We start from the raw sequence: 15,027 nt of genomic DNA, 5'->3' as shown, positions 1-15,027 counted from the left end.
CCTGACCCGAAAGGGTTAGGATCCTTTTTATGTTCAAGAAATGAGGGACGGATCATGTCGGAAAATGCGCCATATACCCCGCCAAAGGTTTGGGTTTGGGACAAGGAGAATGGCGGCAAATGGGCGGGTCTGAACCGCCCGATTGCAGGGCCTACCCATGACAAGGATTTGCCACGGGGCGATCATCCGTTTCAGCTTTATTCATTGGCTACACCGAATGGGGTGAAGGTCACCGTCATGTTCGAGGAGCTGCTCGCCGCGGGTCATGCGGCGGAGTATGACGCGTGGCTGATCCGTATCGGGGATGGCGATCAATTCGGGTCTGGCTTTACCGATGTGAACCCAAATTCGAAAATTCCCGCGCTGATGGATTATTCTGGCCAAACCCCTGTGCGCGTTTTTGAATCGGGCGCAATTTTGATGCATTTGGCCGAAAAATTTGGCGCCTTTTTGGGCCGCCCAGAGGATCGGCCAGAACTCTTGTCGTGGCTTATGTGGCAAATGGGAAGTGCGCCCTATTTGGGCGGCGGTTTTGGGCATTTCTATGCCTATGCCCCATTTGCGCAAGAATACCCGATCAATCGTTTCGCGATGGAGGTGAAGCGCCAATTGGATGTGCTTGATCGTCATCTTGCAGGGCGCGATTGGATGGTGGGGAATGAGATAACCATTGCCGATATTGCCATTGCCCCATGGTATGGCCGCCTTGTGCGCGGTGAGGCCTATGACGCGGGCGAGTTTCTCTCCGTGCATGACTATAAAAATGTGGTCGCTTGGGCCGAGCGGTTCTATGCCCGCCCTGCTGTGCAGCGCGGTGCGATGGTCAACCGCACCTATGGCCCGCTTGAAGGGCAATTGCACGAGCGTCATTCTGCCGATGATTTCCTGAACCGCACGCAGGATAAAATCGGCGGGTGATTACTCGGCGAAATGCACCTCGGCTGCGCCCGCCTGCATAACAGCTTGGGCGCGGTCAAAACGTAAATACGCCAGTGCTTGATCCCCAGAAATGCTATGAAGCTGCCCGACCTCGCGGCCGTTTGCGGTGATGAGGTCGCCTTCCACAGCTGTGCCGCTGACCGTGACCCGCGCCAGCCCTTTGCGCAGTTCTGTCTTGTGTTTCATCCGCGCTGTCACCTCTTGGCCGACATAGCACCCTTTTTTGAAATCCACACCATTTAGCCGCTCAAATCCAAGTTCTAGGATATAGCTGTCATTGGGGATCAGTTCGCGCCCATGCTCGGGGATCAAATGGGCAATGCGCGTGGTTTTCCATCCTGCCGCATCCCATAAGTTGGGCAAGCCCGACTGGCCATAGGCGCGCCACCCAAGGGCAGGGTCACGCGGATCAGCATATGCCCCTTGTGGCAGGGTGCCATGCCCCACGGCCACTGTCATATCCGAGAGGGTCAGTGCCACATCTGCGCGCAGCTTATACATCGACAAGCGCTGCATCAGCGGTGCAGCCAAATCACCGTCCACATCAAGCAAAACGCGATCGCCGCGAGTCAGCATGAAAAAATCAGCCAGATACTTACCTTGCGGGCTCAGGATCGCGCTGTAGCGCAGCCCTTCGGCATCTTCAGGGAGGGCATTGGTGGTCAAACCTTGCAAGAATTTCTCGCGGTCAGACCCTGATACCTCAATGATTTTACGATTTTGTGGCTGCTCTTTAGTCATGGCGCTGTTTCCCTTGTCTTGACCAGAGAGCTAATCATTCTTGCGCTCTTGCCAAGGCCGTCAGAGTAATTGAAATTGCACCAAGACGCAAAAGCCTGTGCCTTGCTTTTTGCCGATTTCAACAAAGGGACACTTCCATGAGCCTTGCCAACGGTCGTCACTATCTTGCCATTCCTGGCCCTTCGGTCATGCCTGATCGCGTGTTGCAGGCCATGCATCGTCCCGCGCCGAATATTTACACGGGCGAGTTGGTCGAAATGGTGCATGGGCTGATCCCTGATCTCAAGGCGGTTGGTCGTGCGCAAAAGGCGAATGTGGCGATTTATATTGCCAATGGTCATGGTGTCTGGGAGGCGGCGCTGTGCAACACGCTGTCGCGGGGCGACAAGATTTTGGTGCTTGGCACGGGGCGCTTCTGCCTTGGATGGGGCGAGTTTGCGGCGGGTCTGGGTATTGACTGCGAGATCATTGATTTTGGCCCTCAATCCGATATCGACATGACCCGTGTGGCTGAGGTCTTGGCGGCAGATAAGGCTCATGAGATCAAGGCCGTTCTCGCGGTGCAGGTGGATACCTCTAGCAGTGTGCGCAATGATATTTTGGCCCTGCGGCAGACCTTGGATGCAGCGGGGCACCCCGCGCTGTTATTCTCTGACAACATCGCCTGTCTCGCCTGTGATGCGTTTGAATTTGACGCATGGGGCGTGGATGTGATGGTCACAGGCAGCCAAAAGGGTTTGATGACCCCGCCCGGGATTGGGTTTGTTTATTTCTCGGAAAAAGCGGATCAAGCGCGGGGACGGGCCAATTGTGTGACGCCCTATTGGGATTGGCGGCCCCGTGTGAATCCGACCGAATTTTACAAATATTTCAACGGCACTGCGCCGACCCATCACCTTTATGGGTTGCGTGTGGCTTTGGACATGATCTTGCATGAAGAAGGGTTGGAGGCCGTTTGGGCGCGCCATGCGACTTTGGCCCGTGCCGTATGGGCGGCGTTGGAGCGTTGGGGCGCGAATGGCCCTGTCGCGGCCAATATTACGGATCCTGCGAAACGCTCGCATGCTGTGACCACCGTGGATATGGGCACGGGGAATGGCGCGAAGATGCGCGATTGGATGACGGCCACGGTGGGCGTGACACTGGGCATCCCGTTGCAGGGGTTGCGTCCCGACCCTGCGCGCGCAGTTGATTTTTTCCGTATCGGCCATATGGGGCATGTGAATGCGCATATGGTTTTAGGTCTGTTGGGCAGTTTGCAAGCAGGTATGAAGGCGATGCAGATCCCACATGACCCAACTGGGTTAGAGGCCGCGATTGAGGTCATTGGCGAAGCAGGCTGATCTAGCCGAGGGTGGCAAGCGCTTTTGGCAATTCTGCCTCAAGATGTGCCAACATCGCGGCATCCCCGCATGAGACGCGGATTGTGCGATTGAGCGGGGCAATCGCGGGCATGCGGAGAAATACGCCGCGCTTGGTCAACTCGTTGAGAAGCGCCGCTGCATAGGCACCATCGCGCCCGCAATCCACCGCCACGAAATTCGTGGCCGAAGGCAGCGGCGTTAAACCATTCTCTTGCACGATACGGGCAATCTCGGCGCGAGCTTGGCTGATTTTCTGAACGGTTTGGTTGAGGTAATCTTGATCCTTCAGGGCCGCCAAAGCGCCGGCTTGTGCGATACGCCCCATCCCAAAATGGTTGCGGATTTTGTCAAAGGCACGGATCAGCTCGTGATGGCCGATGGCATAACCCACGCGAAGCCCCGCAAGACCATAGGCTTTGGAGAAGGTGCGCATTCGGATCACGCGGGGATGGCTAACATCCATCGCAGGAATGGCCTCTTGCGGCGCGGTATCGGCATAAGCCTCGTCCAAGATCAGCACCGTCTCAGGGGGCAGCGCGGCGATAAGCCATTCGATTGTCTCGGCCTTGTGCCATGTGCCCATAGGATTGTCGGGATTTGCAAGATAAAGCAGCTTTGCGCCGGTCGCCCGCGCCGCCGCAAGCAGTGCTTCAGGGTCTTCGTGATCGTCTTTGTAGGGCACAGCTGTAACCTGCCCACCGAACCCCGCGACATGGTAAAGAAAAGTGGGGTAAGCCCCAAGCGAGGTAACGACAGCATCGCCCTCAGCCACCAACAGCCGCACCAAATATCCAAGTAAGCCGTCTATCCCTTCGCCAACCACGATGTTTTCAGGCGCGACCCTATGGTGGGCAGCAAGGGCATGACGCAAATTATGGAGTTCAGGATCGCCATACATCCACACATCGCGCGCTGCGGCCTGCATTGCGGCGATCGCCTTGGGTGAGGGGCCAAAGACACTTTCATTGGCGCCAAGCCTTGCGACAAAGTCAAAGCCCTGCGCGCGTTCTTGCGCCTCGGGGCCGACAAACGGGACTTTTGCGGGCAGGCTATCAATAAGCTTGGTGTAGCGTGGGCTGGTCATGAAATGGCTTGATCCTCAGGCCCCGTATGGAACCCAAACGGTTTTGACTTCAGTTGCTTCTTCCAAAAATACCACGCCCTCACAAGCGGGATTGCGCCAATCGGGGCTTTTGCCCTTAAAGCCTGACAGACCCCAACTGCGCTTGAGGTTGAGAGAGGCCTTCGTGTCAACGAGATGCGCCTCTATATTTGCATTGAAATTCCAGATTGCATCAACGGCCATATGCGCTGCTAAATCTGTGGCCATCTCGGATGGGTCGCCCGTCACAATATTGATCACGCCTGCGGGCACATCGGATGTGTCGAGCACTTGATAGAAATCGGTCATCGCAAGACCACCTTCCAAACTGGGCAGGAGAACCACGCGGTTCCCCATCGCGACCGCAGGCGCAAGAAGCGAAATTGCGCCCAAGAGCGGGGCGTTTTGCGGGGCTATGATGCCAATCACCCCGACCGCCTCGCGTAGCGCCATCGCTAGGCCGCGCAAGGGCACGGCCCGCGCTTCGCCTGCGAATTTGTCGGCCCATGCGGCATAGCTGAACAGGCGGCTTAGGCTTGTTTCAACCTCCGCTTTGGCGGTGGCTTTGGATTGTCCTGTGAGATCACAGAGACGTTCCGCAAATTCCTGTCCGCGCGCCGCCAAATTCTCGGCGAGGTAATACAGGATTTGCGCGCGACTATGGGCCGGCATCGTGCCCCATCCTGACGCAGCTTCCGCAGCCTCAACGGCGTTGCGAATATCCTTGCGGTTGCCGCGGCCCAATTGGCCAAGCATGTCGCCCGATTTTGACCAAATTGGAATGACATGGCCGCCATCAGGGCGCACTTGTTTGCCGCCAATGTAAAGTTTGGCGGTGCGGTCTATCGCGGGTGTATTGGCCTGCTTGGGCGTTGCAGGGGCGGGGTGGCGCACTGGTTTTTCAATTTTGGTCAGGGGCAGCGGTGCCTTCATATAGGCGCGCAGCCCCTCAACCCCACCTTCACGACCAACCCCTGATTGACGCACCCCGCCAAAGGGCGCGGCAGCGTCAAACATATTGGTGCCATTGACCCAGACAACACCCGCTGCCAGTTTCGGGGCAATATCAAGCGCAAGGCTGATATTCTCGCTCCAGATTGACGCGGCAAGGCCGTAACGCGTGTTATTGGCAAGGCTCACAGCCTCCTCAGGGGTACGAAACCGCGCGGCCACAAGAACGGGGCCAAAAATTTCTTCCTGCATCAGGGGGTGGGCGGTGCCAAGATCGGTGATCAGCATGGGCGGCAAAAAGCAGCCTGTCTCAGGCAAGACACATTCAGGGCTGAATGCATCAACATCCGCCACCATGTCGCGCACGCGGGCGGCTTGGCTGTCATCGACCATCGCGCCGATGTCGATGGATTTATCCAGCGGATCACCCACGCGCAGTTTTGCCATCCGCGCGCGAATTTTGGCATAGACCTCATCGGCCACGCTGTCCTGCACCAACAGGCGTGACCCCGCGCAACAGACCTGCCCTTGATTGAACCAAATCGCATCAACCAAGCCCTCAACAGCGCTGTCGAGATCGGCATCATCAAAGATGATGAAGGGCGATTTGCCACCCAATTCGAGGCTGAGTTTCGTGCCTGATCCTGCGCGGGCTTGATAAATTTTGCGCCCAACTTCGGTTGAGCCTGTGAAGGCCAATTTGTCGATGCCTGCATGCGCAGCCAAATAGGCACCCGCTGCGCCATCCCCTGTTATGATGTTCACAACACCCTTGGGCAGGCCAACCTCCTGACAGATTTCTGCGAATAGAAGGGCGGTCAACGGGGTGAACTCGGCAGGCTTCAACACAACCGTATTGCCCGCGGCCAAGGCAGGGGCAATTTTCCAAGCGAGCATCAACAGCGGAAAGTTCCAAGGAATGATTTGCCCACAAACACCAAGCGGTTGATGGTCTTCGGCCACAGTTCCGCGCAATTGGGCGAGGCCTGCATGATAGTAGAAATGCCGCTGAGCAAGCGGAATGTCGACATCGCGTGCCTCGCGGATTGGCTTGCCATTGTCGAGAGTTTCGAGAACTGCAAAGAGGCGACTGTGTTTTTGCAAAGCCCGCGCCAAAGCATAAAGGTAGCGCGCGCGCGCATGATCGCTGAGCCGTGACCATGGCCCGAAGGCCTTTCGCGCCGCGCTAATGGCCGTGTCTATCTCGGTTTCAGTTGCTTGCGCGACATGCGATAGAACCTCGCCACGGGCAGGGTTGCGGGTTTCGAAATGATCTTGGCCCTTAGTGAAGCTGCCATTGATGAAATGTCCAAACTGGCCATGATGCCCCGCAATCCATGCGCGCGCCTCAGTATCGGCTTCGGGCGCGGTGCCATAGTCCATGGTTTCGAAAATTTCGGTGATATTCATGATCTGCCTCAGGCCATCGGGTGATTGTAACGGGCGGAATAAGCACCCGTGGCTTGGTGTTCGAGTTGGCGTTCAATATCGCCAAGAAGAGAGGACGCGCCAAAGCGGAAAAGCTGCGCGGACATCCAAGCTTGTCCCAATTCTTCTTTCATCAGCGCCAGATAGGTCAGCGCGTCCTTCGCTTTGGAAATGCCACCTGCGGGTTTGTAGCCGACCTTAAACCCTGTGCGCGCCTCATAAGCGCGGATTGCGCGGATCATGGTTAGGCTGACGGGTAGGGTGGCATTGACCGCTTCCTTACCGGTTGAGGTCTTGATGAAATCTGCGCCCGCCATCATGCAAACGAGGCTTGCGCGCGCAACATTGCGCAGTGTTCCAAGTTCGCCTGTGGCCAAGATCGCTTTGACATGGGCCGCGCCGCAAGCCGTGCGAAACTCTCGCATCTCGTCATATAGAGCCTGCCAATTCCCCTCGAGGACATGGCGGCGCGAAATCACAATATCGATTTCTTGCGCGCCCGCGGCAACGCTTTCCTTGATCTCTGCCACGCGCAGATGAAAGGGCGACAACCCCGCAGGAAAACCTGTGGATACCGCTGCCACAGGGATGCCGCTGCCCTCCAGCGCCTTAAGCGCAGGCTCGACCATGTCGTGATAGACGCAGACCGCCCCCACTGTGATCTGTGGCAGTCCCAGACGCTCTAGAATATCTGCGCGCACGGGCTGCTTGGCCTTTTCACAAAGCCGCGCCACCCGCGCTTTGGTGTCATCGCCTGACAATGTGGTCAGGTCGATCATCGTTACGGCGCGGGCAAGCCATGCTGTTTGATATGCCTTTTTCACGCTGCGCCTTGTGCCAATTGTGGCTGCGCGCCGTTCAATTGCAGATCGATTTGCTGTAGCACGCGCAACCCAATCAAGGTCGAGCGCCATTCCCTCGTTGCGGGGGAGGTGCAATTGCGGCAGCTGCGCATGGCCCGTCTGGTGGCCCGTTGCGGCAAAAGTTTTGGTGGTTTGGGTCATGTTTTGGCGTCACTCATACAGTCAGCTGTTACGCTTACACGCGCGGCGATGCTTGGCAAGGTGGTGACAGGGGTAGAATTGAGCGTTAAGGGAGAGACAACGCTTTAGCCCAAACTTTTGAAAGCCCTGCCCGATGTCCTTTGATCGCTCGATAAAAATCGCCCCGTCTATTCTCTCTGCGGATTTTGCCAATTTTGGTGCAGAGATCCGCGCCATTGAGGCGCAAGGGGCGGATTGGGTGCATATCGATGTCATGGATGGGCATTTCGTGCCGAACCTCACCTTTGGCCCGCCTGCGGTGAAGGCCTTTCGGCCTCATGTGAAAACGGTCATGGATGTGCATTTGATGATCGCGCCTGTTGACCCCTATATTGATGCCTATGCGGATGCAGGGGCAGATATTTTGACCGCGCATATTGAGGCGGGCCCGCATATTCACCGCACGCTGCAGGCCATTCGTGGTGCAGGCATGAAAGCTGGGGTGGCGTTGAACCCTGGAACACCCGCCGACAGTGTCGCGCATCTTTTGGATTTGTGCGATTTGGTTTGCGTTATGACGGTCAACCCAGGCTTTGGCGGGCAGAAATTTATTGATCTGACGGACAAAATCTCGCGTCTGCGCGCGATGATAGGGGATCGTCCGATCCATATTGAGATCGATGGGGGTGTTGATCCTGTAACTGCACCATTGGTGGCTGCCGCGGGCGCGGATGTGTTGGTCGCAGGCTCAGCCGTTTTCAAGGGCGGCTCGGTTGATCGCCCTGAGGTTTACGGCGACAATATCGCGTCTATCCGAAAAGCGGCCGTATCGGCGCAATAAAAAAGGCGCGCAAAACTGCGCGCCTTTGGATTAGTTTGTCTGAAAGTGGGGCTATGCTTTATTGGGGCCCGCCTCAAGCACATCTTCTAAGGTGCGCAGGCCTGTGCGGGGCGCTTGAACCAACACCGACATATTGCCTGGCTTGTGTTGGTTGTTGAGCATTTTGTTATGCGCATCGGGCAACTCGGCCCATGGCATGACCTCGGACATACACGGATCAAGACGGCGCTCGCACATTAAGCGATTGGCGGCTGCGGCTTGCTTGAGATGGGCAAAGTGGCTGCCTTGCAGGCGCTTTTGATGCATCCACATATAGCGCACATCAAAGGTGCAGTTGAACCCTGTTGTGCCTGCACAGATAACAACCATGCCGCCCTTTTTACACACGAGAGTTGAGACGGCGAAGGTCGATTCACCTGGGTGCTCAAACACCATATCGACATTCACGCCTTTGCCAGTGATGTCCCAAATTGCTTTGCCAAAGCGGCGGGCCTCTTTCAGCCACGCGTTATATTCTGGGGTGTTCACCTTGGGCATTTGACCCCAGCAGTCAAATTCCTTGCGATTGATCACACCTTTTGCGCCAAGGCTGAGGACGTAGTCGCGCTTACTTTCATCTGAGATGACGCCAATTGCATTCGCGCCTGCGGTGTTGATCAACTGAATGGCATAGACACCAAGCCCACCTGATGCCCCCCAGACCAGAACATTCTGGCCAGGTTTTAACTCATGCGGGTGATGGCCAAACAGCATACGATAGGCTGTGGCAAGGGTCAGGGTGTAGCACGCGGATTCTTCCCAAGTCAGGTGCTTAGGGCGTGGCATTAATTGCTGAGCCTGCACGCGGGTAAATTGGGCAAAAGACCCGTCGGGGGTTTCATAGCCCCAAATGCGCTGTGTCGGCGAGAACATTGGATCACCGCCATTACATTCTTCGTCATCCCCGTCATCTTGGTTGCAGTGGATCACGACCTCGTCCCCAACTTTCCAAGATTTCACTTTGTCGCCAACGGCCCAGACAATGCCTGCGGCATCAGAGCCTGCGATGTGATAGGGGGCGCCATGTCCATCGAAGGGGCTAATCGGTTGACCCAAGCCCGCCCAAACGCCGTTATAGTTTACACCCGCAGCCATCACCAAAACCAATACTTCTTGGCTGTCGATGCTGGGTGTTTCTACGACTTCAAGCTGAAACGCTTTGTCGGGCGTGCCGTGGCGCTCTTTCCGGATGGCCCATGCGTGCATTTTTGGCGGCACATATCCCATCGGAGGCATCTCGCCCATATCATAGAGGTCTTTCTCGGGCGCCTCGTAGTAGAGGGGCGTCTGATTGCTGTCCAAAGCCATTGGGGCCTCCGTAAATTGCGCCCCAAGGGGCGTGTGGTGCTGCGATGCGGAATCGCTGATGTGCTATTGCAGCATTGAATAGCAAGGGCTGCGCAACAATTCAAATAAAAATACAAATTTTGAGAAATAAAATGTCTCACGGGACGTGGCGTATCGCCTTTTTAGTTGCATCAGCTTTGCGAGATCATAGGTGGATATTCTTCAATATATTGATTTTATTGTAAATTATTATGGGCTGATGAGGGCGCGCCTTCATTCTGCATTGCAGCGAATTGACAGAGACATAAAGTTTTCCATATACCTCTATTTGAGTAAGGATATTGCTAAAGACGAATCTGGAGGGCGCTGATGGCCGAGATGCAGAAAGATAAGCCTTGGTTGATCCGCACCTATGCGGGTCATTCTACAGCCAAAGCTTCGAACGCGCTGTATCGGAGCAATCTGGCCAAAGGCCAAACGGGCCTATCCGTTGCCTTCGATTTGCCGACCCAAACGGGATATGACAGCGACCATGCGCTTGCGCGCGGTGAGGTGGGTAAGGTCGGCGTGCCTGTCAGCCACTTGGGCGATATGCGCACCCTGTTTGAGAATATCCCACTGGAGCAGATGAACACCTCAATGACCATTAACGCGACTGCGCCGTGGCTTTTGGCGCTCTATATCGCGGTGGCTGAGGAGCAGGGCGCCGAGGTGGCGGCCCTACAAGGCACAGTGCAAAACGATCTCATCAAAGAATACCTGTCGCGCGGGACATATATTTGCCCCCCTGCGCCGTCTCTGCGGATGATCGCAGATGTGGCTGAGTATTGTTATACGCATGTGCCAAAATGGAATCCGATGAATGTCTGCTCGTATCACCTGCAAGAGGCGGGTGCGACACCCGAGCAAGAACTGGCATTCGCCCTAGCGACAGGGATTGCGGTTCTTGATGCGCTAAAGCCCCGCGTTGCAGCAGAAGATTTCCCAGCACTTTGCGGTCGCATCTCCTTTTTTGTGAATGCGGGCATCCGTTTTGTGACCGAGATGTGCAAAATGCGCGCTTTTGTTGATCTCTGGGATGAAATTTTGGAACAGCGCTACGGGGTGGAAGACCCTAAGTTCCGCCGTTTCCGATATGGGGTTCAGGTGAACTCTCTCGGCCTGACAGAGCAGCAGCCTGAAAATAATGTCTATCGCATCCTGATTGAGATGCTCGCCGTGACACTGTCGAAACGCGCCCGCGCGCGGGCGGTGCAATTGCCCGCATGGAACGAGGCCTTGGGCCTGCCGCGCCCTTGGGATCAGCAATGGTCGATGCGGATGCAGCAGATCATGGCCTATGAAACCGATTTGTTGGAATATGGTGACCTTTTTGACGGTAACCCTGTGGTTGATGCCAAGGTCGAGGAATTGAAATCAGGTGCGCGGGCCGAATTGGCCAATCTCGACTCGATGGGCGGCGCGATCATGGCTATTGATTACATGAAAGCGCGTTTGGTCGAAGCGAATGCTGACCGTGTGGGGGGGATTGAGCGGGGCGAGACCACTGTTGTCGGCGTCAACCGCTTTACGCAATCAGAGCCTTCGCCTTTGGTCGATGAAGAGGGCGGGATCATGGTTGTTGATCCTGCGGTTGAGGCCGATCAAATCGGGCGCCTTACTGCGTGGCGCGCCGCGCGTGACAGCGCCGCTGTCGAGGCAGCTTTGGCGCGATTGCGCGATGATGCAACTGCAGGGCGCAATGTCATGCCCGCCTCGATTGACGCCGCAAAGGCGGGCGTGACGACTGGCGAATGGGCCGAGGTCATGCGCGCCGTGCATGGTCAATATCGTGGCCCAACGGGTGTTTCGAAATCTGTGTCGAACAAAACCGAAGGTCTGGAGGATATCCGGGCTGCCGTGGATGCAGTCAGCGATAAACTGGGCCGCCGTCTTAAGTTCATGGTGGGTAAGCCCGGACTTGACGGGCATTCCAACGGGGCGGAACAAATCGCCTTCCGCGCGCGCGATTGTGGAATGGATATCAGCTATGAGGGTATCCGTCTGACGCCCGAGGAAATCGTTCAAGCGGCCCTTGCGGAAGAACCCCATGTTATTGGGCTGTCGATCCTATCAGGCAGCCATGTGCCTCTGATCGAGCAATTGATGGGGCACTTAGAGGCTGCAGGATTGGGGCATTTGCCTGTGGTTGTCGGCGGCATTATCCCAGAGGCGGATGAAAAGCGCCTTTTATCAATGGGCGTGGCGCGGGTTTATACACCCAAGGATTTCGAATTAAACCGCATTATGTTTGATATCGTTGCCTTGGTTGAGCCCCGTTCCGTTGCGGCTGAGTAAATAATAAAGCGCTATATTTTCAATAATTATAGCGCGCGCATTAAATATATTCTTGTTGCCAATATAAAATAACAGGCTTAATTCTTCTGCCAGTTTGAAATTCCAAAAGGGTTGGAGGCATTATGTCTATTGATCTTTCAAAAATGTCGAAAGATGAGCTTGTCGCACTTCAAAAAGATGTCGCAGCGGCAATTAAAGACTTTGATAAACGGAAAAAGAAAGAAGCCCTGATTGCAGCCCAAAAAGCGGCGCAAGAATTTGGGTTTAGCCTTGAAGAAGTGTTGGGCGGTCGTAAAGCGGGTGCGAAAGTTGCGCCACGCTATCGTAACCCAAGCAATCCTGACCAAACATGGACGGGCCGTGGCCGCAAACCCCTTTGGGTTGTGGACGCGTTGAATTCTGGAAAATCTTTGGATGATCTAGCGATCTAAATTGAATAAAGCCGCCCAAAAGGGGCGGCTTTTTCTTTTAAATGGCAACCACATCTAAAGGTGGAAAGCCATTAAATCCTACGGATGCATAGGTTGATGTATAGGCCCCGCAGGCGCGGATAATGATTTTATCTCCGCCCTTTAGCCCAAGCGGCAATTGCACGGGCCGCTTTTCATAGAGAACATCCGCGCTGTCACAAGATGGGCCTGCAAGAATGCAGGGGCCCGTGACTTCGTGGTCGCGCTCTGTGATGAATTGATAGCGGATCGCCTCATCCATTGTCTCGGCGAGGCCTGAGAATTTGCCAATATCAAGATAAACCCAACGGCATAGGTCATCGTTTGATTTGCGCGAGACAAGCAGCACCTCTGCGGCGATCATGCCCGCCTCACCGACTAGACCGCGGCCAGGCTCGGCCATGATCTGCGCCACATCCCCAAAGCGGGCGTGAACCTGATCCATAACGGCGCGGGCATATGCGGTGGGGTGTGGGATGTCATCGCCGTAAAAGGCGGGGAAACCGCCCCCGATATTGAGCAAGTCCAAACCATGTCCTGCGGCTTGCGCGGCGTGCCAAACGGCGGCGATTTGATCAAGCGTATCAGCCCACATCATCGGATCACGGGTCTGGCTGCCCACATGGAAGGACAGACCGCGCGGGGTCAAACCAACGGCGTGGGCGTGCTCGATCAGGCCCAATACAGTCTCGCGGCTTGTGCCAAATTTGCGGGTCAGCGGCCAATCGGCACCCGAGGCTTCGACAATCACGCGGATATAGACCTGGGCATTCGGGGCATGGGCCGCAATTTTGTCCAACTCTTCCACCGCATCGGCGGCAAAGAGCGTGATTCCTTGCGCATGGGCATAGGCAATATCGGCTGGGCGCTTAATCGTGTTGCCATAAGAGATATGCGCAGGCCGCGCGCCATGGGCCAAGCAGGCCTCTATCTCGGCGCGAGAGGCCGCATCAAAATGCGCGCCAAGACCTACAAGACGGGCCAAGATTTCAGGCGCAGGGTTGGCTTTGACCGCGTAATGAATATCCGCATGGCCCAAGCCCGCTTTGAGTGCGTGATACTGTGCTTCGATCCGCTCCAGATCCAGAACAAGGGTCGGGCGATCAAAGCTTGTGCTGCGGATATAGCCCAACAGACGGGCATCGGGATCAACGGGTTGAGAAATAGCTTCGCAAACCGAAGGCTCGGCAAATGTAGCGTTCATTGGCATCTCCAATAGACATGGGCCGAAACTCGACCAGACGTTCCAAGGGAGACGTTACCGTCGCTACATTAACCGCGTGGGTGCTAGCCCACCTCGCCAGAGGCGCGTGCGTTGGCGTCTGTGCGCGGGCGTTTGCATCACCTGCGATCAAATAGCAAGAAGTTTTTTGCAGCCCGCCTCACAAACCATGGCTGCGGTCGTAACCATTGGCGGGGCGGGGGGTGAAATCAGCGGTCAACTCGCTGTCAAACACCTCCACCAACATCGGGTGGCAGGTGGCGCTGTCAGAGGAATGTTCCGCCCCGCAATCCCCACCAGGACAGGCAGAGAGCGCACCCAAAAGATCCATCTCGGCAAGGAAATCCAGATGATCCCCCGCCCGCGCGGGCGTGGCCTTCATGAAATATTGGCCCGTGTCACGGGTGAACCCTGTGCACATAAACACGTTGAGCACGTCATGCACCGCCATCTCGGCCTCGGTCAAAGATAGGCCGCGATGTGAGGCCAGCGCGCGGGTCAGGTTGGAATGACAGCAGTGATGATACTGCCCGCCAGACAGCAGGTTATGCGTATAGGGGTCGCAGCGCGTGCCAATCACATCATGCACCGCGCCGCCAAAATCATCGCGCCCATACCACGCCAAACTGTCCTCTAGGATTAGGGCCATGGCGCGCAGATGCGGCAGGTTGGAATAAAGCGTGTGGCCTGTGCTGACATGGCTGCCATGGATGGCGCGGGTTTTGCCCGAAAAGAACCGCTCGGACAGATCATGCGCATTCCATAGGTTAAGATCCCCCACCTGCGCCCCTTGCGGCAGGGAGATGCGGAAGGATTGCCCTGCCTTCACCTCGAAACAGGCCGCCTCGCGTGGGGGGATCAGCACCTCGGCGGTTTTGCGCCAGTGCTTGCGCGCGCGCGCCATACGGGCAAGGTCGGGCGCGGGCAGGCTATCGGTGGGATAGCAGATCACAGGCGCCACCGCGCGGCGCGCCTCGGCATCCTGTGGGGCCTTGATATGGTCTGTCATACTCTGCCCTCCTGCATGGGGTTTGACCCGTTTTAGCGGCAAGGCGGGCGTGGGGCCAAGGGGGAATGACATCCCCCTTTGGCAAGGGACGGTGCCTAAGGCGTGTAATAGCCAAAAACCCCCTCAAGATCGGGGTCATCCAGACTGGGTGGTGTCTTTTGATGCGGCTTGGCCCAAGCAAATGGCCAAATCAGCGGCCAGAGCATCGGCCAAACGGGGAACTGCAACATATGGATCATCTTTTTGCCCTTTCATCAGGCTGAGGTGATCCTCCCTATGGGGTAGTTATAGCATTTACAAAAAACATGTATACAATTTTATAATAAAAATTATAT

Annotated in this window: 13 protein-coding genes; 5 read left to right on the top strand and 8 right to left on the bottom strand. The window is 56.1% G+C overall.

The window, feature by feature from the left end; all coding sequences use genetic code 11:
• Positions 1–54 precede the first annotated feature (54 nt).
• Positions 55–918 (top strand): glutathione-dependent disulfide-bond oxidoreductase, encoded by an 864-nt coding sequence (yghU, locus tag I3V23_06965; GenBank protein ID QPI84369.1) that lies wholly within the window; start codon positions 55–57, stop codon positions 916–918.
• Here yghU and I3V23_06960 read toward each other — a convergent pair whose 3' ends face one another.
• Positions 919–1,680, bottom strand: a complete 762-nt coding sequence (locus I3V23_06960; GenBank protein QPI84368.1) for a folate-binding protein YgfZ — start codon at positions 1,678–1,680, stop codon at positions 919–921.
• Between the two features lie 137 nt (positions 1,681–1,817).
• On the opposite strand from I3V23_06960, the gene I3V23_06955 reads away from it, so the two are divergent.
• Entirely contained in the window at positions 1,818–3,023 is a 1,206-nt protein-coding gene (locus tag I3V23_06955) for an aminotransferase class V-fold PLP-dependent enzyme (protein QPI84367.1), read from the top strand.
• Position 3,024: 1 nt separating this feature from the next.
• Here I3V23_06955 and I3V23_06950 read toward each other — a convergent pair whose 3' ends face one another.
• From I3V23_06950 to deoC, 3 genes are read right to left on the bottom strand one after another with little or no spacing between them, the layout of a single operon-like run.
• Positions 3,025–4,128 carry a pyridoxal phosphate-dependent aminotransferase gene (locus tag I3V23_06950; protein ID QPI84366.1) on the bottom strand — a complete coding sequence of 368 codons (1,104 nt, stop codon included), beginning with the start codon at positions 4,126–4,128 and terminating at the stop codon, positions 3,025–3,027.
• 15 nt (positions 4,129–4,143) lie between these two features.
• Positions 4,144–6,507 carry an aldehyde dehydrogenase family protein gene (locus I3V23_06945; protein ID QPI84365.1) on the bottom strand — a complete coding sequence of 788 codons (2,364 nt, stop codon included), beginning with the start codon at positions 6,505–6,507 and terminating at the stop codon, positions 4,144–4,146.
• An 8-nt stretch (positions 6,508–6,515) separates the two neighbouring features.
• Positions 6,516–7,529 carry a deoxyribose-phosphate aldolase gene (gene deoC, locus I3V23_06940; protein ID QPI84364.1) on the bottom strand — a complete coding sequence of 338 codons (1,014 nt, stop codon included), beginning with the start codon at positions 7,527–7,529 and terminating at the stop codon, positions 6,516–6,518.
• Between the two features lie 133 nt (positions 7,530–7,662).
• Between deoC and I3V23_06935 the strand changes: the two genes are divergently transcribed.
• Positions 7,663–8,349, top strand: a complete 687-nt coding sequence (locus I3V23_06935) for a ribulose-phosphate 3-epimerase (GenBank protein ID QPI84363.1) — start codon at positions 7,663–7,665, stop codon at positions 8,347–8,349.
• Between the two features lie 51 nt (positions 8,350–8,400).
• On the opposite strand, the gene ccrA is transcribed toward I3V23_06935, so the two are convergent.
• Positions 8,401–9,696: a crotonyl-CoA carboxylase/reductase gene (ccrA, locus tag I3V23_06930; protein QPI84362.1), complete on the bottom strand. Its 1,296-nt coding sequence runs from the start codon at positions 9,694–9,696 to the stop codon at positions 8,401–8,403.
• 348 nt (positions 9,697–10,044) lie between these two features.
• On the opposite strand from ccrA, the gene I3V23_06925 reads away from it, so the two are divergent.
• Together I3V23_06925 and I3V23_06920 are read left to right on the top strand one after the other, a co-directional pair.
• Positions 10,045–12,012 (top strand): protein meaA, encoded by a 1,968-nt coding sequence (locus I3V23_06925; GenBank protein ID QPI84361.1) that lies wholly within the window; start codon positions 10,045–10,047, stop codon positions 12,010–12,012.
• 122 nt (positions 12,013–12,134) lie between these two features.
• Positions 12,135–12,443 (top strand): H-NS histone family protein, encoded by a 309-nt coding sequence (locus I3V23_06920; GenBank protein ID QPI84360.1) that lies wholly within the window; start codon positions 12,135–12,137, stop codon positions 12,441–12,443.
• A 37-nt stretch (positions 12,444–12,480) separates the two neighbouring features.
• On the opposite strand, the gene I3V23_06915 is transcribed toward I3V23_06920, so the two are convergent.
• The 3 genes from I3V23_06915 to I3V23_06905 form a co-directional block, all read right to left on the bottom strand.
• Positions 12,481–13,665: a type III PLP-dependent enzyme gene (locus I3V23_06915; protein QPI84359.1), complete on the bottom strand. Its 1,185-nt coding sequence runs from the start codon at positions 13,663–13,665 to the stop codon at positions 12,481–12,483.
• Positions 13,666–13,843: 178 nt separating this feature from the next.
• Entirely contained in the window at positions 13,844–14,692 is an 849-nt protein-coding gene (locus I3V23_06910; GenBank protein ID QPI84358.1) for an urea carboxylase-associated family protein, read from the bottom strand.
• A 95-nt stretch (positions 14,693–14,787) separates the two neighbouring features.
• Complete coding sequence (locus I3V23_06905) at positions 14,788–14,931, bottom strand: hypothetical protein (GenBank protein QPI84357.1); 144 nt, start codon at positions 14,929–14,931, stop codon at positions 14,788–14,790.
• Positions 14,932–15,027: the final 96 nt, after the last annotated feature.

The sequence above is a fragment of the Rhodobacterales bacterium HKCCA1288 genome (assembly GCA_015693905.1).
Taxonomy (GTDB): domain Bacteria; phylum Pseudomonadota; class Alphaproteobacteria; order Rhodobacterales; family Rhodobacteraceae; genus M30B80.
This window is presented reverse-complemented; position numbering and strand designations above follow the sequence as displayed.

Bases quoted from the DNA above. Each gene is read 5' to 3' on its own strand.
- yghU (QPI84369.1), top strand. From the start codon at position 55: ATGTCGGAAAATGCGCCATATACCCCGCCAAAGGTTTGGGTTTGGGAC.
- I3V23_06960 (QPI84368.1), bottom strand. From the start codon at position 1,680: ATGACTAAAGAGCAGCCACAAAATCGTAAAATCATTGAGGTATCAGGG.
- I3V23_06955 (QPI84367.1), top strand. From the start codon at position 1,818: ATGAGCCTTGCCAACGGTCGTCACTATCTTGCCATTCCTGGCCCTTCG.
- I3V23_06950 (QPI84366.1), bottom strand. From the start codon at position 4,128: ATGACCAGCCCACGCTACACCAAGCTTATTGATAGCCTGCCCGCAAAA.
- I3V23_06945 (QPI84365.1), bottom strand. From the start codon at position 6,507: ATGAATATCACCGAAATTTTCGAAACCATGGACTATGGCACCGCGCCC.
- deoC (QPI84364.1), bottom strand. From the start codon at position 7,529: ATGACCCAAACCACCAAAACTTTTGCCGCAACGGGCCACCAGACGGGC.
- I3V23_06935 (QPI84363.1), top strand. From the start codon at position 7,663: ATGTCCTTTGATCGCTCGATAAAAATCGCCCCGTCTATTCTCTCTGCG.
- ccrA (QPI84362.1), bottom strand. From the start codon at position 9,696: ATGGCTTTGGACAGCAATCAGACGCCCCTCTACTACGAGGCGCCCGAG.
- I3V23_06925 (QPI84361.1), top strand. From the start codon at position 10,045: ATGGCCGAGATGCAGAAAGATAAGCCTTGGTTGATCCGCACCTATGCG.
- I3V23_06920 (QPI84360.1), top strand. From the start codon at position 12,135: ATGTCTATTGATCTTTCAAAAATGTCGAAAGATGAGCTTGTCGCACTT.
- I3V23_06915 (QPI84359.1), bottom strand. From the start codon at position 13,665: ATGAACGCTACATTTGCCGAGCCTTCGGTTTGCGAAGCTATTTCTCAA.
- I3V23_06910 (QPI84358.1), bottom strand. From the start codon at position 14,692: ATGACAGACCATATCAAGGCCCCACAGGATGCCGAGGCGCGCCGCGCG.
- I3V23_06905 (QPI84357.1), bottom strand. From the start codon at position 14,931: ATGATCCATATGTTGCAGTTCCCCGTTTGGCCGATGCTCTGGCCGCTG.